A 22,495-nucleotide genomic window follows, 5' to 3' on the forward strand; every position below is an offset into this window, starting at 1 on the left:
CTGCGATGTAGCCCGAGCAAGACCGGCCACCTGGTCAAAGCCATCGCGGTCCTTCAGAACCATCGGGTAGCACACGCCTCCCGAGGATGAAATTGGCTCTGTGTCTCGTGCTCGGAAGCAGGATGTTCTGCTCACCACCGCTGACATTCGCCTTGTGAAATTCATCCGGCGCAAGGAGAAGGGGAAGCCTTCCGAGTGAAATCGACAGCGGTGCTCTTCTCCGGGATCAGTACAGGCGCACCCCTGCTCGAAATCGCCACCCCATGATTCCCAGTCTCGCCATAGGTAAGAGCCTGGAGATGGGGGTCTGCCGGGCATCTTCGGGATAGGCGAAGGCATAGCCCACCGCGGTGAGCCGCTCCACGATGACGTCCACGTTGGCCGCGACGCGTCTCATGGTCTCTCGCGCGACCTCTTCGGCGTCCTCGTGAAGCGCATCGGGAACGCCATCGGGGCCGTACGCACGAAGCTCGTCCCAGACGGCGAAGCATTCGCCGGCGCGGTATCTCACACTCCATGACGTCATGATCGGCGATGATATCCAGGCATGGCCCAATGCTCGGCTCGGCCGCCGACGGGCTGTATCAGGCGAATGAACGGGCTGGTCGCCGGGCCAGGTTGTTTCTGCCCGGCGACCAGGGAACCCGGGCCGGCTGAATCCGGTCGGGGCCGTGGAGAGATTTATGGGACGCTGTAAAGGAACCAGAAGTTGTACTGGTATTCGCAGTGGTACCAGTCCCACAAGTGGTTCTGGACGCCGTAGTCCCCGTACCGATAGCAGTCGGACGAGTAGTAGTAGACGTTGCGAAGCGTATCGGCGTGTGCGGGGACGGCGGTCGCGGTGACCGCCAGCCCACTGACCAAAGCGCCGGCGACGGCTAAAGCTCTGAGTTTCCGCACTTAATCTCCTGACCGTGGATGTCGTGCCGAACTTCCACTGCGAAGCATTGCAGCGCGGGTGATATCGGTATAGGTCGTGATGTTCGTCGCCGTTCTCCTGCGAGGTGACCTGCGGCTTTATCGGGCACGTGCTGAAACTTTCCCAGAGGATTTTCGGAGGTGCCCGGTGTCGTTGAAGCAGACGAGGGCGGGAGGCCGGTCGGTGCCGTACGCGGGAGCTGTCCCGGGGGCTGCGGAACCTGCTCAGAACGCGAGGACGTGAGGATTGGATGCGCCCGGTTAGGTTGGTCGGGTGGCGATCTATGACGCTCTGCCGGCGGAGTTGGTGACCGAGCGGCTCCGGCTGCGGCGGTGGATGCCGTCGGATGCCGAGGAGTATCGCGGGTTGTGGCTTGAGCGGGATGCGCGAGCGCTACGGCGGATCGACGCCGAGGGGCGCCCGACGGTCGAGGACATGCGCGGCCGGCTCGTCGACAACCCGCTGATGGCGGATCGAGGGCTCGGATTGCTGCCGATCGAGCTGCGAGACACCGGTGAGTTCATCGGGTACTGCGGATTGACCGTCGGCCAGGCGTCTTTCGACGAACCCGAGATCGCCTATGAGCTGGCACGACGAGCGCACGGCCATGGGTACGCGACAGAGGCCGCGCGTGCGATCGTCGAAGCCGCGACGCGTACGGGGCGGCGACGGCTCTGGGTGACCGTACGGGAGTGGAACGCCCCCTCGTTCCGCGTCCTCGAGAAGCTCGGTTTCCACTGGAGCGGCCGCATCACCGAGGACGCCGAACGCGGCAACACGATCTGGATGACGCGCGTACTCCAACCGAGGTAGAGAAACGGATCCCGCTGGGTGATCTCGCCAGCGCATGTCGTGGTGGTCTCCCGCAAACAGGGTGGAGCCATATGCGCATAGATCACTAGAGTTGCCGCTTCGGCACTCGTTGAGATCTTGAAGGTGTGTATGGCTCCGCGTCCGCAGCGGCTTCTCAGGTTCTTTGTTGCTTTTGCATGTTCGGCGGTGGTGGCAGGGTGCGGCACGCCTGAAACGCCTGCCGCGGCTCCACCTGCCGGCGTGCCTGCCGCCCTCGTCGACCGCCTGGTCACGTTGGAGCAGGATGGCACCGTCCGCATAGCTCAGCTCGATGTGGCGGGTCCCACGATGGAGATCTACGAGGACTACCAGTGCCCGGTGTGCCTGGAGTTCGAGCAGGGCGACAACGGCGCGTTCGTGCGGGAATTGGCCGTCAAAGGCGAGATAGCCGTCATGATCCACCCGATGACCATCTTCCAGGACGACATGCCGATCACTCGGGAGAACTCCCGACGGGCTCTGATCGCCTCACTTTGCGTCCGGGACCCGAGCAAATGGCTGAGATATCACGACGAGCTGTACGCCCACCAGCCGGACGAGTTACAGAAGGGCGGGTTCCCCAACGAGCAGCTCGTGCAGCTCGCGAGCAAGGTCGGCATTCCGGCCGAGGAGTTCGCCGAGTGTCTCACGTCTCCGGAGACCGCGAAGCGGGCCGACGACGTCACCGCCTTGGGCTTCAGCAGAGGAGTGGAAGGCACTCCCACGATCCGATATCAGGGCCAGGATCTCGATTGGTCGATCAACTGGCGTGAGACGGGGCAGGGATGACATTCCGTCCACGATGAGGGCGGGCTTTGGTGAAGGCGCTCCCGCCGCCGCGGCTCGCGACGGCGGAGCTGTGGTGATGACAGTCAGCCCGGTTCCTGGCACTCTGCCCGATCATGGGAGTCCTCTACGACTATTTCAGGGCGGCCACGGACGGCGAGGCCGTGGACGTCTTCGACTGGCCGGCCGGTCCCACCTGCCGGCCTCCCGGCGTGGAGCCGAAGGACAGCGCCGAACTCAAGAACATCGACCCGCACGTGATGATGGGAACTCTCGAAGCGCTGCTCACCGGCGGCCGATACGAGGACATCACCGCGCGGCCCCGGCACTCCGCCCCGCTGAGATTCAGCGAGGACGGAGGGCAGGGAGTCATGACCGTCACCGACGAGTTCACCTCGGCACTCGCCGCCACCACCGATGACCGGATCCGCGCCGTAGCGCAGCCCTGGTCCGAGACGGAGGAGTTCTGGGGCCACGCGGACCCGGCCGACCTCGCAGAGCTCCTCCACGACCTGCGCGATCTCGCGGTACGGGCCACCCGGCACCGGCACCACCTGTACTGCTGGATGTCTCTCTGACGCCACACGGACAGGCAGGACCGTCGTCGATCCTGCCTAGCAGCAGGACTTGTCCGTGCTCGCCGTCTCGTTCTGGGCATCGTCCGTGGCGCAGCAGACGGGGTCGGCCTGCTTGGTGAGGCTGTCGGCGTCGGCCTTGACCACGTACACCTCCCAGGGCTCGTTGCCGGGACCGTGGACCCACACCTTGTCCTGCAGGGCGTAGCAGCAGGTGGTGTCGTTCTCCTCGAAGGTCGCGAGGCCGGCCTCCTTCAGGCGTTCGGTCGCGGCGGTGACCTGGGCGGTGTCCTCGACCTCGACGCCGAGGTGGTCCATCCGGGTCGGCTCGCCCGCCTCGCCCTCCAGCAGGACGAGCTTGAGCGGGGGCTCGGCGATGGCGAAGTTGGCGTACCCGGGCCGCCGCTTGGCGGGCTCGACGCCGAACAGCTTGGAGTAGAACGCGATCGAGCCTTCGAGGTCGGCGACGCGCAGAGCGAGTTGGACGCGGGACATGGGTGTCCTCCTATAGCGGCCGGACTGACTGCTTGCTTCGATGAACTTCTAATCAATGGATACCCGGAGTTTGTGGCTCTGCATAGACCTGTGTCAAATTAGAGACATGTCGAAGCATGAGCTGCCGATCATCGACGCGGGCGTGCCCGATGCGGCCTGCTGCGCGCCGCTGGCGTGCGCGCCGTTGTCGGAGAGCGAGGCCGCCGAGCTGGCGCCGCTGTTCAAGGCGATCGCCGACCCCGTACGGCTGCGCCTGCTGTCGCTGATCGCCTGCCACGAGGGCGGCGAGACCTGCGTGTGCGACCTGACGGCGGCCTTCGACCTGACCCCGCCCACGATCAGCCACCACCTCAAGGTGCTCAAGCAGGCCGGGCTGATCGACTCCGAACGCCGGGGCACCTGGGTGTACTACTGGATCAAGCCCGAGGTCCTGGCCCGCATGTCGGCGCTGATCGGCCCGGCGTCGCCCGCCCTCGCCGGTACGGCCTGACCACGGGCACCATCAAAGATGGAGAGGCTCATGTCCGAGAACGTGGAAGAGGTCAGAGCCGGCGTCGTCGCCCGCTACGGCGAACTGGCCAGAGCCGCGCAGGCGGGCGAGCGGGTCGTCGAGCCGCAGGAGGTCACCGGCGGATGCTTCGGCGCGGCCGGCTACGACGACACCACCGGCCTGCCCGACGGAGCCCTCCGGGCCAGCCTCGGCTGCGGCAACCCGGTCGCCGTCGCCGATCTCCAGCCCGGCGAGACCGTCCTCGACCTGGGATCGGGCGGCGGCATCGACGTCCTGCTGTCGGCCCGCAGGGTCGGCCCGACCGGCAAGGCGTACGGCCTGGACGCCACCCCCGAGATGATCGAGCTGGCCAAGGCCAACGCCGCCGAGGCCGGGGCGGCCAACGTCGAGTTCCTGCACGGCCACATCGAAGACGTCCCGCTTCCCGATGACAGCGTGGACGTCGTCATCTCCAACTGCGTCATCAACCTGTCCGCCGACAAACCCCGGGTGCTCGCCGAGGCCTTCCGCGTCCTCAGGCCCGGCGGCAGGCTCGGTGTCTCCGACGTCATCGCCGACGACGGGCTCGACCCCGCCCAGCGTGCCGAGGCCGAACGCCTCGTCGGCTGCACCGTCGGCACCCTCACCGAATCCGAGTATCGCGCCCTGCTCGCGAAGGCCGGGTTCACCACGTACACGATCACGCGCACGCACGCCGCGGCCGGGGGGCTCCACTCGGCGATCATCCGGGCGGCCACGCCCGCGGCGCCGTCCGGCGTGACCATCCGTCCGATGCGGGAGAGCGACGCGGCGCGGGTGCTCGCGATCTACCAGGCCGGTCTCGATGGGGGGAACGCCAGCTTCGAGACCACGGCGCCGGACTGGCGGGCGTTCGACGCCGCGAAGCTGCCGCTTCACCGGCACGTCGCCGTGGACACCGCCAGCGGGGAGGTCGTCGGCTGGATCGCGGTCAGCGCCGTCTCGTCCCGCTGTGTGTACGCCGGGGTGGTCGAGCACTCCGTGTATGTCCACCCAGACCACGGCGGCCGGGGAATCGGGCCGGCGCTCCTGAACGCGCTCATCCAGTCGACCGAGACCGCGGGCATCTGGACCATCCAGTCGGGCGTCTTCCCCGAGAACACCGCCAGCCTGCGCCTCCACGAGAAGGCCGGCTTCCGCGTCGTCGGCACCCGCCACCGCATCGGCCGCCACCACGGCCGCTGGCGCGACGTCGTCTTCATCGAACGCCGCAGCAGCGCCACTGGCCTGTGACCTACCGTCCAGGCCGTGGGACACGGCCGAGCCGGCCGAACTGATCCGCCGGAGGTGGGCGACCGCCGGGATCGCGTAGCCGGCTCCGTCGCCTCAGGGTTCGGGCCGCAGGAGGGCGACCGTTCTGGTGCCGATCTTGAAGGACCCGCACGTACGCAGGCGGTCGGTGCGCGGCGCCTTCCGTCCGCGGACCGCCACCGCGATCACCGCGTTCTCGCCGAGCACCGAGCCGAGGGTGTCGAGCATGCCGACGACCCCGTCCGCGCCGTTGGGGCCGTGCCAGGACGTCTGCTCGCCATAGGGCACGTCGGTGATGACCACGTCCGGCGGGCGTACGGAGAGGAAACGGCGGAGCCGGCCGGCGTCGAAAACGTCGGCCTGATACACGGCGTTGGGCAGGTCACCGCCGTCGCCGCTGAGCGTGTCCGCGAGCCGGTGCGCCGCCTCGGCCGCCGTGGTGTGGGAGGCGCGGCCCCAGCGCGCGGCCTGTTCGCCGAGATGGGCGGCACGTGCCATCAGCCCGGCGCGCGTCAGCAGGGCCAGGTTCCGCTCGGCCAGCTCGACGGCGGCCGGATCGATGTCGGAGGCCAGCGCGGCCGAGATCCGGCGTCGGTGCAGCAGCCCGATCACGGTCAGCAGATAGCCGCTGCCGCAGCACGGATCCCACACCGTGGCGTTGCCGCCGCCTCGCAGCGCCATCGCGCGCTGGAACATCTCGCTGGCCAGCCGTACGGGGAAGGCGGGGAACCCCGGAGCCGAGTGCAGCACCGCGCCGCCGGCCAGATCGGCGTAGTCCGCCCGGACGGTCGCGTGCCGGTAGGTCACGGCGCGAGGCCGAACTGCGCGGGCCGGTCGCCTGCACCGCTGACAATCCGTCGCCGGTCCCCGGTGGCGTCGCCGGCCGGGTCCGTCGCCCCCACCTCGGCGCATCCGTACGCGACATGCCAGTCGATGTCATGGATTGTCACGTTTTAGGACGCTATCAGTGCCGTCCACCCATTTTTTGAGAGCTCCTCGCGGGGCCTCCTGGAGAGGTCAGCGGTCGCGGTGGCGGCGGAACCTGCCGCTGACTCCGCCGAACAGCGCCATGCCCTTGATCACGATCACCGGCGCCGACGGGTCGGCGTCCGGGCTGTTGTGCACGTCGTAGCCGCCGAAGATGCCGACGCCCTCGCAGCGCACCTCGACCCCCTCCGGGAGGATGATCTCGGCACCGCCGAAGATGGCGTTGACGGTGATCTCGACCTCCTTCGCCTCGAACACGGCCTCGGACAGGTCGAACTTGATGCCGCCGAAGACGGCCAGCGCCGTGGTCTTCCGCCGTACCCGCCAGCGGCCCTTGCGCTCGGCGCCGCCGAAGATGGCGACGACGTTGTCGGGCTGGGTGCTCTCGCCCGGCGCGTAGGAGATGGCGCTGGCGCCCGCCGTGAAGGACGCCGGGCTCGTGGCGGAGCGGTGCCGCTCGACCTGGAGATCGTGGGTGAGGAGCTCGAGCTCTCCCACGGTCTTGGCCTGATAGAGGCTGTCGAGCCGCTCGGAGTATTCGTCGTGGCTCAGCTGACCCGTGCTCAGGGCCTCGCCGAGCAGGGCGGCGACCTGGTCCCTGTTCTGGTCCGAGGCGCGCAGGTGAGACGTGGGGGAGTCCCGACGCTGAGGGGCATTTTCCATGCTGGTCACGATAGTTCTCATTCGGCCCGGCAGGGAGTTCGTCCCGCTTCGAAATGTTCCTGTAGCCGGCCGTCGAGGGAGCGGGTGAACGCCGGTCGCCCGCGCTTTCGATGGCGAAGGCCCCTTCCCTCGCCCGGGAAGGGGCCTTCGCCGGTCGAATGCCGGTCGAATGCCGGTCGAATGCCGGAGTCCTTATGCGGCGACGGGGGCCCAGAGGCCGTCGATCGCCTGCTCCGCTGCCGCGAGGCTCTTTTCCGCCAGCGGAATCAGCTCGGCCATCGCCGGTGTGACGTGGGCGAGGGTGAGCTCGGCCGTGATGAAGCGCGGCTCCAGGCCCGTCATGGACAGGCCGTGCGGCAGCCACGGCTCCGCGTGGTCCCATCCCTCGCGGGGGGTTCCCGGCTGGTAGCCGCCGCCACGGCTCGCGAGGACCAGGAACTCGCGCCCGCCCAGCAGGCCCTGGTTCGTCGTCGGGTCGTACGACAGCCCGGGGGCGATGAGGTGGTCGACCCAGGACTTGACGCTGCTCGGCGGCCCGTAGTTGTAGAGCGGGAGCCCGAGCACGATCGTGTCGGCCTGCTTCACCTCGCCGACCAGCTCTTCCGTCAACCTCCACGAGGCCGCCTGCGCAGGAGTGTGCTGCTCCGGCGGGACCACCCGGGCAAGGCCGCTCTCCTGGTCGAGATGCGGGAGCGGGCTGCTGCCCAGGTCGCGGTAGGCGACCGTACCCCCGGGATGCGCGGCGCGCCAGGCGGCGACGGCCCGCGCGGTGAGCTTGCGGCTGACCGAACGCTCGCCCTGGATGCTCGCGTCGATGTGCAACAGATGAGGCATCTCTTAACCTTTCGAAGATGGTTGACGCAGGACCAATGATTAGCTCTCTGTCTATCGCAGGTCAAGTCGGCTAGAGTTGATTCATGACGTCCCCGCCCGTCGTCGAACAGATCGGACAACCCGAACAGCCCAGACGGCCTGAACAACCGGTGCACCGGTGCGGTGCGCTGCTCGAACACCTCGCGCGGCGTCTGCGTCTGCGTTCCGAGTCGGTGCTCGCGCCGCTCGGCCTGCGTCCCCGCCATCTCGTCGCCCTCACGGTGCTGCGGGCAAGGGGCGGCAGCACCCAGCAGGCGCTCGCGAGCACGCTGGAGATGGACGGGACTAACGTCGTCGGGCTGCTCAACGACCTCGAAGCCGAGAAGCTGATCGAGCGCCGGCGGTCGCCGGAGGATCGCCGCAGGCACATCGTCGAGCTCACCGAAGCCGGGGCGGAGCGGCTCGCGAAGGCCGAATGCGCGCTGGCGGCGGTCGAGGACGAGGTGCTCGGCGCGCTCGACCACGACCAGCGCGAGACCCTCTTCGGCCTGCTCCAGCAGGTGGCCACCCGCGGCGTGGAGGCGGCCTGCGTGGAGGCGGACACCGGCAGTGTGGAAGCGGCCTGTGTGGCGGAGGCGGCCGCCGACGACGAGGTCCCACCCCGCTGAACCCCGGGCCGCCGGCCTGCCTTTCCCGCAGTGTGTCGCAAAATCTGGAAGTACGTACTAATCTATGTTCTTACTATGAAGGACGTAGATTCCTATGAGCACGATCCCGACGGCTTCCTCTTCGACCCACGGGCCAGAGCGGCGATGGCGTGGATCGCCGGTGACGACGGTGATCTGCCCGCGTTCGAGGCGAGCGCGGCGGTCCGCACCGCGTCTCACGCGGTCGAGCGCCTCCGCTCCCATGGCTCCGAGGGCAGAGGACTCAGCGCGGGCGCTCTCGACCTGCTGATCCGGCTCGCCGCGCGCGAGCAGGGGATCAGCATCGGCGAGCTCGCGCGGGCCGCCGGGGTCAGCTCCCGCAACGTCACCGGCCTGGTGGACACCCTCGAACGCGACGGGCTGGTCCGCAGGGTGCCCGACCCGGGCGACCGGCGTTCGGTCCTCGCCGAGATCACCCCGGCCGGCCGGACATGGATCGAGGACTTCCGCAGACCATCGCAACTCGCCATGAAGGCGCTGTTCCAGGGGTTCACGCCCGAGGAGCTGGTCGTCCTGCGTGATCTGTGCCTGCGCCTGGCCGTCAACCAGCAGCGCCTCTCCGCCCACCTCCGTCAGATCGGAACCCGCCCATGACCACCCTGGAACAGACGCGCCGCGCCGTACGCGGGTATCACGAGGCCCGATTCCGCGGGGACGCGACCGCCGCCGCGGCGCATCTGGGGGAGCCCTTCCGGTTCGAGAGCCCGTTCTTCGCCTCCGGCGACCGGGCCGGGCATCTGGCGACGCTGCCGGGGTTCGTGTCGATCGTGACGGGGGTGGACCTCATCAGTGAGCTGTACGGCGACGCCGAGGCGACGCTCGTCTACGACGTGCACACCGCGACGCCGGCCGGTACGCAGCGCACCGCCGAGCATTTCCGCCTGGACGACGGCAAGATCGTCTCGATCATGCTGGTGTTCGACGCGTCGCCCTGGCAGCCGATGCGGGCGGAGATCGAGCCGAGCTCCGCGAAGTGAACCCGCGGGGCCCCGGGCACGAAGGGCCCCCACGGGCGTCCAGGAGCCGCTGGACCGGTTCACGCCCTCTCCCTAGCATTGGCCCGTGCGGCTGAACGTCCTCGGTCCGATGGAACTCGTCGTGGCCGGGCAGGCCGTCCCGGCCGGGCCGCCGAAGCAGCGAGCGCTCCTGGCCCTCCTCGTGATGAACGCCGATCGGGTGCTCCCGGTGGACGTGCTGGCCGACCGGCTCTGGGACGGCGGCCCGCCCGCGAGCGCGCAGGGCAGCCTCCAGGTGTACGTCTCCAACCTGCGCCGCCGCCTGGAGCCCGGCAGGAAGGCAGGCGCACCGGCCACGGTCCTGGTCAGCGCGGCGGACGGGTACGGCCTGATGACCGCCGGGATCGACCTCGACACGCGGGACTTCGACCGCCTCGTGTCCACAGGATCGAGGCATCTGGGCGAGGGACGGCACGAGCGGGCGGTCGCCGTGCTCACCGAGGCGCTCGGTCTGTGGCGGGGCGACGCGTACGCCGACGTGCGGTCCGAGGAGTGGGCGCGGCCCGAGATCGCCCGGCTGGAGCAACTGCGGCTCGACGCGGTCGAGGGGCTGGCGGGGGCGCTGCTGGAGCTGGGCCGCCACACGGACGTGGTCGCCCGGCTCGAACCGTTCGTGCACGATCACCCGCTGCGGGAGCGAGCCTGGGAACTGCTCGCGCTGGCCCATTATCGGTCGGGCCGCCAGGCGGCGGCGCTGGAGTGCCTGCGCAGGGTGCGCGAGGTGCTGGCGGACGAGCTGGGCATCGACCCCGGGCCCCGGCTGCGCGAGCTGGAGACCGCCGTGCTGCGCCAGGACGCCGCGCTGACCGCGGCGGCACGGCCCGTCGCGCCGCCCCCGAGGCGGCCCGCCCCCGGGCGGCCCGTGGACGACGAGCCGTTCGTGGGACGCGAGAGCGCGCTGGAGTTCCTGGCCGGTGCCGTGCGGGCGGCGTCCACGGCCCGGCAGGTCGTGCTCGTCGACGGCGAGCCCGGGGTCGGCAAGACGAGCCTGCTCAGGAGGTTCCGCGCGACCGCCGGCGTCCCGGTGGGGTGGGGAGCGAGCCCCGGCCACGAGACGGCGCCCGCCCTGTGGCCGTGGGAGCAGGTGCTGCGCGATCTCGCGGACGCGGTGCCCGGGGCCGTGCTGCCCGAGGAGGTCCGCACGTTCCTGTCGGGCGGGGTCGAGGCGATCCCGGCGTACGACGCGCAGGGGGCGCGGCTGCGGTTCTTCGAGGCGGTGTCGGCGTTCCTGGCCGATCTCGGCCCGGTGGCCGTCGTCCTGGAGGACGTCCACGCGGCCGACGACGCGACGCTGCGCCTGCTGGTCCACGTCGCGTCCGTCGCGCGGCCGGGCCCGCTGGTCGTGGCCAGCTTCCGGCGGCACGAGGCGTCGGCGCTGACCGCCACCCTGTCGGCGCTGTCGCGGCTCGGCGCGCGCAGGCTGGGGCTCGACGGGCTCGCGGCCGAGGAGGTGCGCGCCCTCGTGCTGGAGCTGTCCGGCCGTGACCCGGGCAGCCGGAAGGCCGAGGAGCTGCGCGGACGCACCGGAGGCAACCCCTTCTTCCTCACCGAGCTGGCCCGGGCGGGCGAGGAGCTGCCGCAGGGCGTGCTCGACGTCGTGCTGCACCGGGTGGCCGGGCTGGGCGAGGAGACGGCGGCCCTGCTGGAGCTGGCCGCGGTCGCGGGCGACGAGTTCGAGGCGCGGGTCATGGCCGAGGTCGCCGGGCGCGACCTGGGCGACCTGGTGCCGTCGCTGGACGCGGCGCTGGCGGCCGGTCTGCTCCGTGAGTCGGGCACACGCCTGGGCGGATACGCGTTCGCGCACGCCCTGGTGACCGACGCGTTGCTGTCGCGCCGCTCCCGCCTCTGGCGTGCGGGCGTGCATGCGCGGCTGGCCGGGGTGCTCACCCGGGTGCACGGAGACCGGGACGACCAGGCGGCGGCCATCGCGCGGCACTGGCTGGCGGCGGCCGGGCTGGGCCCGGAGCCGGCCCGCATGGCGATGGACTACGCCGCACGTGCCGCACGTGCGGCCATGCGCAGGCACGCGCTCGACGACGCGGCCGCATCCTGGCAGGAGGCGCTGGCGGCGGCCGAGCTCGCCGGGGCCGGGGCGGCCGAGCGGTTCGAGCTCGCGGCGGGCCTGGCCGAGAGCCGCTACGCCGCCGGGCGATACGACGAGGGCTACGAGGCGATCGGCCAGGCGCTGGCCCTCGCGGGAGACGACCCGGAGCGGGCCGTCCGGGCCGCCGACATCGCGATGGGGCATGGTGTCTGGGTCCCCTTCCGGCACGACCTGGACGTGCGGGTCCTGCGGGAGTCGATGGACCGCGCCGTGCGCGAGCTGCCGGAAGACACCCCCGCCTGGGCGTCCGCGCAGGCCGTACGGGCCGTGGTGCTGGCGCAGACCGGCGGCGAGGACCAGATCGACCGGGTCTCGTCGCAGGCCGTGGCGGCGGCCGAGCGGCTGGGCGACCCCGCGCTGCTGCGGCGCGTGCTCCACCTGCGGCTGCTCGCCATGCAGGGGCAGGACTTCATGGACCGGAAGGCCGAGACCGCGCGGCGCCTGCTGGCGGAGCCGGATCTGTCGCCCCAGCTCAGGGTGATCGCACAGCTCCACCTCGTCGCCCATCTCGTCGAGCACTGCCGGGTGGCGCAGGCGCGCGAGCTGCTGACGGAGACCGACGCCCTGCTGCGCGACCTGCACAACCCGGCGCTGGCGCTGCAGGCGGCGATCGCGCACGTGGGGCTCGACCTGTTCCAGGGAGTGCCCGACCCGGCCCGCCATTTCGAGCCGGTCAGGGCGACGTTGTCCCTCTCCGACCTCGCGTACTTCGAGGTGGCCATGCTCACCGTGCGGGCCGAGACGCTGATCCAGGAGGACCGCCTCGTCGCGGAGGTGGCCTGGATCGAGGAGATGCATCGCCGTACGGGCCTGGCGGGGTTCGCCTACGTCCTGGCCTGCGCGCTCGCGGACCTGGGCGAGCGTGACCGGGCCCTGCGGCTCCTGCGGGAGACCCCGCTGCCGCCGCGCGACTACCAATGGGCCACGGCCACCATGTGCCGGCTGCACGCGGCGATCCGGCTCGGCGAGCCGGACGTCGTGCGGGAGGTCTACGACGCGTTCCGTCCCTTCGCCGGCCTGCTGCACGTGAACGGCTCCTGTACCACGGTCGACGGGGCGTACGACGGCCACCTCGGCGAGGCGCTGCTGGCGCTGGGGGATCGCGCGGGAGCGCGGGCCCATCTGCGCGAGGCGGTGCGCGTCCTGGAGGAGGCGGGCGCCGGCTACTGGCTGTCAAGGGCCCGACAAGCCCTCGACAAGTGCTCATAAGGGGGAAAAGCGCACGCTTCACGTGCGAAACCGATCCCTTGGAGTCATGCCATGGTCACCCTGACCACCTGGCCGCGCGAGGCGGCCGAGCTGTTCGAGCGCGCCGTCGTCTGCGAGTACGCCTCGCTCACCCGCGACGGGCGGCCCGTCACCTGGCCGGTCACACCGTACGTCGGCGCGGGCGGCACGCTCGACGTGAGCACCGGCCTCACCTATCCCGACAAGGCGGAGCGGGCCCGCCGCGACCCGCGCGTCGCGCTGCTCTACTCCTCCGCCGTGGGCAGCGGCCTCGACCGGCCGCCCGTCGTCCTCGTGCAGGGCCGGGCCGCCGTACGCGACGCCGACCTGCAGGCCAACACCGACAGGTACGTCCGGGAGTCCCTGGCCAAGACGGGCTCCGGGTTCGCCGGGATGCCGTGGTTCCTGACGAAGCGGCTGGCCTGGTATTTCGCCCGCGTCTACGTGGAGGTGACCCCGGAGCGCATCGTCTGGTGGCCCGAGGGCGACCTGTCCCGGACGCCGGAGGTGTGGACCCGGCCCGGTCCGGCGGCCGCGCCCGTCTCCGACCCCGCCCCGGACGGCCCCCGGCTGCCGAGCCGGTCCGTCGCGCCGGCGGACTGGCGGCCCTTCGCCGGCCGCGCGGCCCGCCTCGGCGAGCCCGTCGTCACCATGGCCGGCGGCATGCCGCTGCCCGTGCGCACCCGATCGGCCGTACGCACGGAGGAGGGCTTCGACCTGCTGCTGCCCGCGGGTGTGGACGCCGTCGCGGGGCCGGTGTGCCTCACCTTCCACCGGCACGGCCCGGCGATGGAGTGGCAGGAGAACGTGGTGCTCGTCGGGACAGCGACGGGGACGGGCGACCGGTTGAGCGTACGGGTCGAGCGGGCCCTGAACGACTGGAGCCTCGCGGGGAGCGGTCGAGAGCGGTTCCGGTCGTTCGCCGGGCAGGGCCGGATGCTGAGCAAGCGTCTGCGCGCCGAGGCCGCACGCCGCGGCCAGCCCGTGCCCGTGGTCCGCCGTCCGCGCGCCTGACGACGTACGGCAGCATGGTCGGGTGTCAGAAGGACCATCACTGTGGCGTGACCGGAACTTCACCGTGTTCTGGGCATCCCAGACGCTGTCGGTCGCGGGGGACTCGTTCGCCCTCATCGCCGTACCCCTGCTCGTGCTGCACGTGACCGGATCGGTCGCGCAGATGGGCCTGCTGACCGGTGTGGCGAGCGCCGCGTCGGTGGTGGCGGGGATCTTCGCCGGGGTGCTGGTCGACCGGCTCGACCGCAGGCGCCTGCTGATCTGGTGCGACGTGGCGCGGATGGCCCTGTATGGCGTCGTCCCGGTCGCCTGGGCCTTCGGGCCGAAAATCTGGCTGCTCTACGTGGTCCTGCCGCTCAGCGAGGCGATCGGCATGGTCTTCCAGGTCGCGTACGTCACGGCGGTGCGGGGCCTGGTCGACGCGGACCGGATCACCGAGGCCAACGGGCGGCTGAGCGCCACTGCCGCCGCGGCCGGGATCGGCGGGCCGCTGCTCGCGGGAGTGGTGGCGGGTTGGTTCGGGCCCACGGCCGCGATCGCGATCAACGCGGCCAGCTTCGGGGTCTCGGCGCTCGGCGTCCTGCTGATCAGGCTCAGGCGGCAGCCCGCGCCGTCAGCGGAGGAAGCGGACGAAGCGGCGCGGGGGCCCTGGCACGAGCTGCTCGCCGGGGCCCGCTTCCTGTGGCGGCAGCCGGTGCTGCGTGCCCTGACCGTCCTGCTGTCGTTCTTCATCTTCCTGACGCTCGGGCTGACCGACGTGCTGATCTATCACCTCAAGCACGACCTCGGCCAGTCGGACGGCGCCGTGGGCGTGGTGCTCGCGGCCGCCGGGCTGGGCACCGTCGCCGGCTCGCTCCTCGTCGGTCCCGTACGCCGCCGGATGGGGTTCGGCGCGTCGTGGATCGGGGCGATCGCGGTCGCCGGGCTCGCCATCATGGGGCTCGGCGTGTCCACCGGCGTCCCGGTGGCCGGGGTGACGGCCGCCGCCTATCTCGCCTGCGTCAGCGTGGCCGGGATCTGCTCGATGTCGCTGCGCCAGCAGGTCACCCCCGACCACCTGCTCGGCAGGGTCACCTCGGCCTTCTGGATGACCCACTACGCGCTGGGCCCGGCCGGGGCGGCCGTGCTGACCTGGGGCGCGCAGCACCACGGGGTCGAGGTGGTCTGCCTGCTGGCGGGGGCGGCCTGCCTGCTGATCGCGGTCGCCGCGTTCTTCACGCCCATCCGCCAGCAGAACCCGGAGCTGTCGGCCGCCACCGGCTGACGGCCGACCTCCAGCGACGCCTGACCTTTCAGCGAGCGGGGCCGAAGGCGGAGGCCAGGGCCGTACGCAGGGTGTCGAGCTCCTTCGTGTCGGGCCGGAGGGAGTCCGACGCCCAGGCCACGTAGCAGTCGGGACGCAGCAGCAGCCCGGTCGGGACGCCTTCCCGGCTCGTCGTCGCGGTGACCAGGTCGACGCGGTCGCGCCGGCCGTCGAGGGCACCAGCGAGCGTGCCGTCCGGCGTCAGATCGATGAGCAGCGGCCGGGCGGTCCTGGTCAGCTCGGCCAGCCGTACGGAGCCGGTCTCCGTCTCCAGCACGAGGTCGGGGGCCGGACGGCCGGTCAGGGGGTGGGTTCCTTCGAGGTCATACCTGATGTCCGCGCCGGACATCATGTCCGCGATGTGCTTGATGGTCCGCTCGTCGCGCAGCAGCTCGCCGAACAGCACGCGCAGCGCGGTGACCTCCGGCCCGGGGGCGATGAGCGCCGCCTGCGCCTGGGTGTGCATGACCACGCGCTCCGCGGCCGGGCGCCGCTCGGTCTCGTACGTGTCGAGCAGGCCGGGCGGGGCCCAGCCGCGGATCTCGGCGGCCAGCTTCCAGCCGAGGTTGACCGCGTCCTGGAGGCCCAGGTTGAGGCCGGGGCCGCCGATCGCACTGTGGACATGCGCGGCGTCGCCCAGCAGCAGCACCCGGCCGTCCCGGAAGCGCTCGGCCAGGCGGGTGTTGCCGCCGTTCAGGCGGCGCAGCAGGTGGGGCCCCGCGCCCTCGGGCGGCCCGAACGGCAGGTCGGCGCCACCGAGGACCCGGCGGGCGCTCTCCCGCAGCTCGTCCAGGCTCATCGGCTGGTCGCCGCCGTCCCCGTGCCACTCCGTCGTGCTGACGAGCGTCTTGGTGGGGAACGGCGCGAACGCGAACATTCCGTGCTCGGTGCGGTGGTGCATGAACGGGGGGATCGGTCCGTAGCCCGGCACGTTCAGTCCGCCGGTGGCGGGATCGATCAGCTCGGCGGGCACGGTGACATGCGCGGTGCGGGAGACCGAGTCGTCCCTGGTCACCCCGGGGAAGCCGATGTCGCACAGCTTGCGGGTGACGCTGCGCCCGCCGTCCGCGCCGACGAGGTAGCGGGCTCGCAGCCGGTACGGCCCCTCGGGGGCGGCGATCTCCGCGGTGACGCCGTCCTCGTCCTGGGAGAGGCCGGTCAGCTCGTGTCCCCGGCGGATCTCCACGCCGAGCTCGCGGGCGCGCTCCTCGAGGATCTGCTCAAGGCGCTTCTGCGGCACCTGCAGCGTGTAGAGCGAGTTGTCGTCGAGCCTGCCCAGGTCGAGGGGAATCGCGCCGAACACGAAGCCCGGGCTCGGCCGGGGCGGCTCGGTGCTGCCGCTCAGGCGCTCGTACAGGCCGCGCCGGTCGAGAACGCGTACGACCTGGCCGACGAGCCCGTTGGCCCGGTCCTCCTTGGCCTGTCCGTTCAGGCGTTCCAGCACGATCGGCCGCACTCCGGCCAGGCTCAGCTCGCAGGCGAGCATCAGCCCGTTCGGTCCGGCTCCGGCGATCACGACGTCGGTGGTCATGGCGGTCCTCCTTGGGATTCGGCGGGCGTGACGAATGAAAGGCATGGCGAATGGAAGACATGGCGGTTTCGGGGCATGGCGGTTTCGGGGCACGGCGGTGGCGGGGCACGGCGGTGGCGGGGCGTGGCGGTTTCGGGGTACGGCGAACTCGCGGTGTGGCGACTTCGCGGCATGGCTGATGACGGGACGGCGCCGGGCGCGTACGGCGTCCGCGTCAGGGCGTGAAGGGCCGGGTGGCGTGCCGGCGCGGCACGTCACAGCGCGGTACGGAGGGTCCTTGTGTCAGGGCCCGGGGTTGTAACGAGGGGTCCGGGGTTTGTACGAGGTGCCCGGGGTTTATGTGAGAGGCTCGGGCAGTCCGGCGGAGAGCCGGTCGAGCGCGTCTTCGATGAGCGGTCTGACGGGCACCGGTGGATCGGCCCGCAGCCACTGGTCCATCGCCACCCGGATCGCGGCGCCTACCGCGCCCGCCACCAGGCGCGCATAGACGTCGCGGTCGACGTCGGTGCCGGTCCGTTCGGCGATCGCCGCGGCCAGCTCCTCCTCGGCGATCGCGTTGGCCTTGAGCATCTCGCCCAGCAGCGAGGGCTCATTGATCATCAGGCGGATGCCGGTCTGCCACTGCTGGTCCGGCTGTCCCTCGCCGTATTCCGCACCCAGGGAGAGCTGGGTGACGACGGCGTTCTTGATGGCCTTCCACAGAGGCTCCGGCGCCGGACGGCGGCGCAGCTCCTGTGCGATCAGACGGGCGCGGTCAAGGTGCCTGGCGGCGATCGCCTCGCCCTTGCTGGAGAAGTAGTTGTTGAAGGTCCGCGGGGCCACGCGCGCCTCCGCGGCGATGTCCTCGACGCGTACGTTCTCCAGCCCGCGCTCCGCGGCGAGCTTGATCGCCGCCCAGCTCAGTGCGATGCGCGTCTCCTGTTTCTTGCGCTCGCGCAGCCCCGGGCGCTCGTCTTCCCTGCTCACGAGAACACCATACAACTAATTGCGTGAGACGCAAAGATGCGTGAGACGTATTTTTGCGGGAGGCGCACTTTTTCTGCGCTCGGTGAGGTGCCTCAGTCGCGCGCCCCGGTCAGGCGGATGAACTCCTCCAGGGAGAACCGGCCGTCGGCGTCCACGTCGGCGTCGCGGTCGAGCGCGCCGATCGCCTCCGGCGGCAGACCGGGAAAGTACGCCCGCAGCTCCGCCTCGGTGATGAAGCCGTCACCGTCGCCGTCGATCGCCTCGAATTCGCGCTTGAGGGTCTCGAACCGCTCGTGGCTGAGTTCGTTAGTCACCTGGACCTGCCTTCGCACCGGGGGACGACATCAGACAACCTATGCCGTACGGCGCGAAAGTTCGACGGCAGGTCCGGTCATGTCGAGGCGCGGACCACCAGGCGCGTGGGGAGGACGACAGAGCTGGTGTGGCGGCCGTCGAGGCGCGACAGGAGCAGCCGCGCCAGGGCCAGGGCCTGGTCCGCGGCGGGCACCCGCACGGTGGTGAGCGCCGGGGTCGTGCACGAGGCGGCGTGGATGTCGCCGAAGCCGACGACCGCCAGGTCTTCCGGCACCCGCAGCCCCCTCTCACGCGCCGCCTCCATCGCGCCGATCGCCAGCTCGTCGGAGGTCGCGAACACGGCATCCGGGGCCTGGCCGCCGGACAGCAGCTCGCGGGCGGCGGCGGCCCCCGATTCGCCGTCGAGGCCGGCGAGCGCGATCATCGGCCGCAGCCCGTCCTCGTGGAGCGTCGCCAGGTGCCCGTTGAGCCGGTCCTGTACGGCGACGAGGTCCATCGGGCCGCAGACCACGCCGATCCGACGGCGGCCCCGGTCGAGCAGGTGCCGGGTGGCCGCCCTCGCGCCGCCCGCGTTGTCCACATCCACGTGCGGCACCAGGGAGGCGATCGCGGGCTTGCCGAGCAGCACGACCGGCACCCCGGTGCGGGCGAGCCGTTCGGTGAGCGTGTCCGGGCCGTCCGGGGGGACGAGCACGACCCCGTCGACCTGCCGCGCCTCCACGTGCCGGACGATGCGCCGGTGGCTTTCGGCCGTGTCGGCGAGCATCAGCGTGATCTGCTTGCCTGCCCCTTCGAGGACGCTGGTGACGTACTGGACGACGGCAGAGATCAGCGCCTCGCCGCCGTGCCGGGGCACCGACAGGACGAGCGCGACCGAGTCGGTCCGCCGGGTGACCAGGCTCCTGGCGGCGGCGTTGGGCACGTAGCCCAGCTCCTGGACCGCGCGCAGCACGGTGGCCCGCACGTCGGGGCTGACCCGCGCCTCCCCGTTCACCACCCGCGAGACCGTGGCCCGGGAGACGCCCGCGCGGGCGGCGACGGTTTCGAGCGTGGGCCGCTTCGGCCGCTCCGCCCCGAGCCCGTTGCGCTTGATGACGTCGCGATACCACAGCGCGCTGTCCTTGAGCAGCCGCCGCTGCGTGGTGAAGTCGACGTGGACGATGCCGAACTTGCGCCGGTAGCCGTCCGCCCATTCGACGCAGTCGAGCAGCGACCAGAGCAGATAGCCGCGCACCCGGGCGCCCTCGTCGATCGAGGCCCGCAGGGCGCGCAGGTGCTCCTCGATGAAGCTGATCCGGTCGACGTCGTGGATGCCGTCGGCGGTGACGACGTCCTCGAAGTCCGCGCCGTTCTCCGTGATCATCAGCTCGGTCTCCGGATACTCCTCCGACAGGCGCCGCAGGAGCACGGAAAGGGCGCTCGGCATGATGGGCCAGCCCATCGCGGTGACGGCCGTGGGCACGCTGCAGAACAGCACGCCCTCGCTGCCCGGGAAGGCAGGGTCGGCCGGGGCGCTGGGCTGGGCCTGCACCGCGATGGGCGCGTAGTAGTTGACGCCGAGCAGGTCGATGGGCCGGCCGATGAGGTCGAGGTCTTCGTCGTGGATGTGGCCGAGCCCGGCGGCCTTCTCGACCAGCGGCAGCAGCTCGGCGGGATAGCGGCCGCGCAGCACCGGCTCGAGGAACTGGCGGTTGTGCAGGGCGTCGATCCGCGCCACCGCCTCGGCGTCCTCCTCGGGGATGCCGGTGGACATGTCCCCGAGCTGCGCGGGGGTGAGGACGGGCGAGAGGTTGAGCACGACGCCGGCCCGCGCGGCGCCCCGCGCGCGCAGCGCCTCCAGGCCAAGCCCGTGCGCGAGCAGCATGTGGTGGGCGCTGACGAAGGCGTCGGCCGCCGACCGCAGGCCGGGGGCGTGCACTCCCGAGGCGTGGCCGAGAAAGGCGGCGACCCACGGCTCGTTGAACGTGAACCAGGTGTCCACGCGGTCGCCGATCCTGTCGGACACGACCTGGGCGTAGTCGGCGAAGCGGCGGGCGGTGTCCCGTGCGGTCCATCCCCCGGCGTCCTGCAGCGCCTGCGGCAGATCCCAGTGATACAGCGTCGCGTACGGCGCGATGCCCGCCCTGAGCAGCTCGTCCACGAGCCTGTCGTAGAAGTCGAGCCCCGCGCCGTTGACGCGGCCGTGCCCCTCGGGCAGCACGCGCGGCCAGCTGACCGAGAACCGGTAGGCCGAGAGGCCGAGGTCCTGCATCAGCCGTACGTCCTCCGCATGGCGCGCGTAGTGGTCGCAGGCCGGGTCGCCGTACGCCCCGCCCGGGAAGGCGTCCCAGATGGAGGGGCCCCGGCCGTCGAGGTCGGTGGCGCCCTCGATCTGGAACGCGGACGTGGACACTCCCCAGACGAAACCCTCTGGGAACAACGCGGTACGCATCTACGCGAAACCCCCGGTGACTCGGTGAGCGCTCAGTTTCCCGCGTCGCGGCCGGGCTCGCTACTCCGTCGCGGAGAACGCGATGCAGTGCCCGGCGCGGCGGAGACGGAGGTGGGGCGGGTCGTCGGCACATAATGAAGTGCGATGGATACGGGGAGTGGCCAACGCGTCGATCGGGGGATCGACGTCAGCGTCGTCGTCCCGGCGTACAACCGCCGGGCGTCGCTCGACCGTTGCCTCACCTCGTTGCTCGTGCAGCGGGTCGCCAAGGAGATCGTCGTGGTCGACGGCGGTTCGCGCGACGGCACCCGCGCGCTGCTCGGCCTCTACGCCGCCCACCACCCGCGCGTGATCACCGTGATCCAGGACGCCCAGCCCGGCACGCCCGGCGGCGCCCGCAACCGCGGGCTCGAACGGGCATCCGGCCGCTACGTCTTCTTCTGCGACGCGGGGGACCATCTCGCGCCCGACGCGCTGGCCCGCCTCGTCGCCGTGGCCGACCGGAACGGCGCCGACGTCGTCGTGGGCAGGATCGCCGGCGCCCGCCAGGGGCTGCGGGAGAGCGCCGACAGGGCCTCCTTAACCGCGGTCTATGACGATCTGTCCTGTTTCAAGCTCTTCCGCCGGGACTTCCTGGAGCGGCACGCCATCCGGTTCGACGAGACGCAGCGGCGTGGCGAGGACATGACCTTCGCCGTCCACGCGTACTGCCATGCACGGGTGATCTCGGTGGTCGCGGACGGGGACTGCTATTACGCGGAACGGCGCTCCGCGGAGGGCGGGGGCGAGGCGTCCGCGCGGGACCCGCTCGGCTGGCTGCGCGTGGTCCGCACGCCCATCGAGGTCATGGCGCGGCACGTGCCGCCCGGCGCGCTGCGCGACCGCCTGCTCCTGCGGCACCTGCGCCGCGACGTGCTCGCCCAGCTCGGGGTGCCGTTCCTGGCGGCCTGCGAGGCCGAGCGCGAGAAGATCGCCGTCGAGGTGGCCGACATCTGCGGCCAGTGGCTGACGCCGGGCGTGCGCGCCGGTCTCGACGGCGTCGACGCCGCCCGCGTCGCCGCGCTCGACGACCCCGACCGGCTCGTACGGCTCGCGCTCGTCGAGGCCGCGCCGCTGCGGCATCGGCTGACCGGCGTCGAGTGGCGGGGCGACCGCCTGGTGATCGAAGGATGGGCCGCCCTCGGCGACATGGACGGCCTGCCGGGCGGCCGGTCGGACGGCCGGTCGGACGGTCTGCCGGGCGACATGGGGTTGACCGGTGCTGTGGGCGTGGTCTTGCGCGAGCGCGCGTCGCGCCAGGAGCGTGTGCCGTTCGTGACCCACGGCGCGACCGGCGCCTCTTTCACCGCCGTGCTCGACGTGGCGGCGCTGCCGCCCGGAGTGTGGGACATCCACGTGGCCGTCGAGTGCGAGGGGGCGCGCAGGCTCGCCAGGCTCGGCTCCCGCCGCGAACCCGGCGTCGGCGTTCCGGCCGCCCACATGGTGGGCGGGGTCGTCGCGGTGCCCTTCCTCACCCGGTCCCACGGCCATCTCGGCCTCGACCTCGGGGGGCACGTCGTGCGGGTCCCCGCAGTCGTACGGCTCACGCGGACGCGGTGGCGGGGCAGGCGGCTGCGCGTGGAGGGCAGGGCGTTGGTGGGCGAGGAGGCCGCCGCCGCGGCCGTACGGCAGGTGATCTGGCGTGAACGGGCGTCCGGACGCGAACACCGGGAGCGGGCCGTGGCGGCCGGGCCGCGGGAGTTCGCGGCCGAGACCGCCGGCCTGCGGCCCGGCACCTGGGACGCCTACCTCGAACTCGGCCTCGGCGGACCTCCGGTGCGCTTCCCGGTCAAGGTCGCCGAGGCCGACGCGCTGGACCGGCCCCTGCGGTGGTGGCGCGGCGCGCTGAGAGGGGGAGTGGCGCAGTGGACCATCCGGCCGTACGCCACGGCGGTCAACCGGCGGCTCAGCGTGTCGGTGCGGGTGGTGACCCCGTTGACCGTGGTCAGGCGGATGGCCAGGCACCTGCGGCAGCGCTAATTGCGAATTATTT

The 22,495-nt window shown here is 71.6% G+C and carries 23 protein-coding genes; 12 read left to right on the forward strand and 11 right to left on the reverse strand.

The window, feature by feature from the left end:
- Window positions 1–226: 226 nt before the first annotated feature.
- On the reverse strand, window positions 227–526 hold the full coding sequence (locus tag FLV34_RS27810; RefSeq protein WP_142651107.1) for a hypothetical protein: 300 nt from the start codon (window positions 524–526) through the stop codon (window positions 227–229).
- 155 nt (window positions 527–681) lie between these two features.
- A complete protein-coding gene (locus FLV34_RS27815) occupies window positions 682–864 on the reverse strand; it encodes a hypothetical protein (RefSeq protein WP_261985934.1) in 183 nt (60 codons plus the stop codon).
- 328 nt (window positions 865–1,192) lie between these two features.
- Between FLV34_RS27815 and FLV34_RS27820 the strand changes: the two genes are divergently transcribed.
- The 3 genes from FLV34_RS27820 to FLV34_RS27830 all read left to right on the forward strand — a co-directional run bounded on the left by FLV34_RS27820 (window position 1,193) and on the right by FLV34_RS27830 (window position 3,114).
- Entirely contained in the window at window positions 1,193–1,732 is a 540-nt protein-coding gene (locus FLV34_RS27820; protein WP_147944483.1) for a GNAT family N-acetyltransferase, read from the forward strand.
- 240 nt (window positions 1,733–1,972) lie between these two features.
- Entirely contained in the window at window positions 1,973–2,539 is a 567-nt protein-coding gene (locus FLV34_RS27825) for a thioredoxin domain-containing protein (protein ID WP_168066438.1), read from the forward strand.
- Window positions 2,540–2,652: 113 nt separating this feature from the next.
- On the forward strand, window positions 2,653–3,114 hold the full coding sequence (locus FLV34_RS27830) for a hypothetical protein (protein ID WP_147944484.1): 462 nt from the start codon (window positions 2,653–2,655) through the stop codon (window positions 3,112–3,114).
- Between the two features lie 36 nt (window positions 3,115–3,150).
- On the opposite strand, the gene FLV34_RS27835 is transcribed toward FLV34_RS27830, so the two are convergent.
- Complete coding sequence (locus FLV34_RS27835) at window positions 3,151–3,606, reverse strand: ArsI/CadI family heavy metal resistance metalloenzyme (protein ID WP_142651112.1); 456 nt, start codon at window positions 3,604–3,606, stop codon at window positions 3,151–3,153.
- 106 nt (window positions 3,607–3,712) lie between these two features.
- On the opposite strand from FLV34_RS27835, the gene FLV34_RS27840 reads away from it, so the two are divergent.
- Window positions 3,713–4,096 carry a helix-turn-helix transcriptional regulator gene (locus FLV34_RS27840; RefSeq protein ID WP_147944485.1) on the forward strand — a complete coding sequence of 128 codons (384 nt, stop codon included), beginning with the start codon at window positions 3,713–3,715 and terminating at the stop codon, window positions 4,094–4,096.
- 30 nt (window positions 4,097–4,126) lie between these two features.
- Window positions 4,127–5,368, forward strand: a complete 1,242-nt coding sequence (arsM, locus tag FLV34_RS27845; protein WP_142651114.1) for an arsenite methyltransferase — start codon at window positions 4,127–4,129, stop codon at window positions 5,366–5,368.
- A gap of 93 nt (window positions 5,369–5,461) precedes the next feature.
- Here the strand turns inward: arsM and FLV34_RS27850 are convergent, their stop codons facing one another.
- The 4 genes from FLV34_RS27850 to FLV34_RS27860 all read right to left on the reverse strand — a co-directional run bounded on the left by FLV34_RS27850 (window position 5,462) and on the right by FLV34_RS27860 (window position 7,870).
- On the reverse strand, window positions 5,462–6,193 hold the full coding sequence (locus FLV34_RS27850) for an rRNA methyltransferase (protein WP_142651115.1): 732 nt from the start codon (window positions 6,191–6,193) through the stop codon (window positions 5,462–5,464).
- Window positions 6,190–6,336 carry a hypothetical protein gene (locus tag FLV34_RS40750; protein ID WP_168066440.1) on the reverse strand — a complete coding sequence of 49 codons (147 nt, stop codon included), beginning with the start codon at window positions 6,334–6,336 and terminating at the stop codon, window positions 6,190–6,192. The genes FLV34_RS27850 and FLV34_RS40750 overlap by 4 nt, the downstream gene beginning before the upstream one ends.
- A gap of 67 nt (window positions 6,337–6,403) precedes the next feature.
- Window positions 6,404–7,036: a DUF1707 domain-containing protein gene (locus FLV34_RS27855; protein ID WP_147944486.1), complete on the reverse strand. Its 633-nt coding sequence runs from the start codon at window positions 7,034–7,036 to the stop codon at window positions 6,404–6,406.
- Between the two features lie 192 nt (window positions 7,037–7,228).
- Window positions 7,229–7,870: an FMN-dependent NADH-azoreductase gene (locus FLV34_RS27860; protein WP_142651117.1), complete on the reverse strand. Its 642-nt coding sequence runs from the start codon at window positions 7,868–7,870 to the stop codon at window positions 7,229–7,231.
- Between the two features lie 83 nt (window positions 7,871–7,953).
- Here FLV34_RS27860 and FLV34_RS27865 point away from each other — a divergent pair, with 83 nt between their 5' ends.
- The 6 genes from FLV34_RS27865 (at window position 7,954) to FLV34_RS27890 (ending at window position 15,181) form a co-directional block, all read left to right on the forward strand.
- Window positions 7,954–8,517: a MarR family winged helix-turn-helix transcriptional regulator gene (locus FLV34_RS27865; protein WP_142651118.1), complete on the forward strand. Its 564-nt coding sequence runs from the start codon at window positions 7,954–7,956 to the stop codon at window positions 8,515–8,517.
- Between the two features lie 75 nt (window positions 8,518–8,592).
- Window positions 8,593–9,150, forward strand: coding sequence for a MarR family winged helix-turn-helix transcriptional regulator (locus FLV34_RS27870; RefSeq protein ID WP_142651119.1), 558 nt, complete (start codon window positions 8,593–8,595; stop codon window positions 9,148–9,150).
- The gene (locus FLV34_RS27875; RefSeq protein WP_142651120.1) at window positions 9,147–9,533 is read left to right on the forward strand and encodes a hypothetical protein; all 387 of its coding nucleotides are present in this window, start codon (window positions 9,147–9,149) and stop codon (window positions 9,531–9,533) included. The genes FLV34_RS27870 and FLV34_RS27875 overlap by 4 nt, the downstream gene beginning before the upstream one ends.
- A gap of 85 nt (window positions 9,534–9,618) precedes the next feature.
- Complete coding sequence (locus tag FLV34_RS27880; protein WP_147944487.1) at window positions 9,619–12,885, forward strand: BTAD domain-containing putative transcriptional regulator; 3,267 nt, start codon at window positions 9,619–9,621, stop codon at window positions 12,883–12,885.
- A 51-nt stretch (window positions 12,886–12,936) separates the two neighbouring features.
- Window positions 12,937–13,917 carry a pyridoxamine 5'-phosphate oxidase family protein gene (locus tag FLV34_RS27885; RefSeq protein ID WP_142651122.1) on the forward strand — a complete coding sequence of 327 codons (981 nt, stop codon included), beginning with the start codon at window positions 12,937–12,939 and terminating at the stop codon, window positions 13,915–13,917.
- Window positions 13,918–13,939: 22 nt separating this feature from the next.
- Complete coding sequence (locus tag FLV34_RS27890; RefSeq protein WP_147944488.1) at window positions 13,940–15,181, forward strand: MFS transporter; 1,242 nt, start codon at window positions 13,940–13,942, stop codon at window positions 15,179–15,181.
- 28 nt (window positions 15,182–15,209) lie between these two features.
- Here the strand turns inward: FLV34_RS27890 and FLV34_RS27895 are convergent, their stop codons facing one another.
- From FLV34_RS27895 to FLV34_RS43290, 4 genes are all read right to left on the reverse strand, one after another.
- Complete coding sequence (locus tag FLV34_RS27895; RefSeq protein ID WP_147944489.1) at window positions 15,210–16,751, reverse strand: FAD-dependent monooxygenase; 1,542 nt, start codon at window positions 16,749–16,751, stop codon at window positions 15,210–15,212.
- A 336-nt stretch (window positions 16,752–17,087) separates the two neighbouring features.
- On the reverse strand, window positions 17,088–17,717 hold the full coding sequence (locus FLV34_RS27900; RefSeq protein WP_147944490.1) for a TetR family transcriptional regulator: 630 nt from the start codon (window positions 17,715–17,717) through the stop codon (window positions 17,088–17,090).
- 92 nt (window positions 17,718–17,809) lie between these two features.
- Window positions 17,810–18,031: an EF-hand domain-containing protein gene (locus tag FLV34_RS27905; RefSeq protein ID WP_142651126.1), complete on the reverse strand. Its 222-nt coding sequence runs from the start codon at window positions 18,029–18,031 to the stop codon at window positions 17,810–17,812.
- Window positions 18,032–18,108: 77 nt separating this feature from the next.
- Window positions 18,109–20,463, reverse strand: a complete 2,355-nt coding sequence (locus FLV34_RS43290) for a GH1 family beta-glucosidase (protein WP_142651127.1) — start codon at window positions 20,461–20,463, stop codon at window positions 18,109–18,111.
- Window positions 20,464–20,607: 144 nt separating this feature from the next.
- On the opposite strand from FLV34_RS43290, the gene FLV34_RS27915 reads away from it, so the two are divergent.
- Window positions 20,608–22,482 (forward strand): glycosyltransferase family 2 protein, encoded by a 1,875-nt coding sequence (locus FLV34_RS27915; RefSeq protein WP_147944491.1) that lies wholly within the window; start codon window positions 20,608–20,610, stop codon window positions 22,480–22,482.
- Window positions 22,483–22,495 lie beyond the last annotated feature (13 nt).

It is taken from the genome of Microbispora sp. CSR-4 (assembly GCF_008033685.1).
Classification (GTDB): domain Bacteria; phylum Actinomycetota; class Actinomycetes; order Streptosporangiales; family Streptosporangiaceae; genus Microbispora.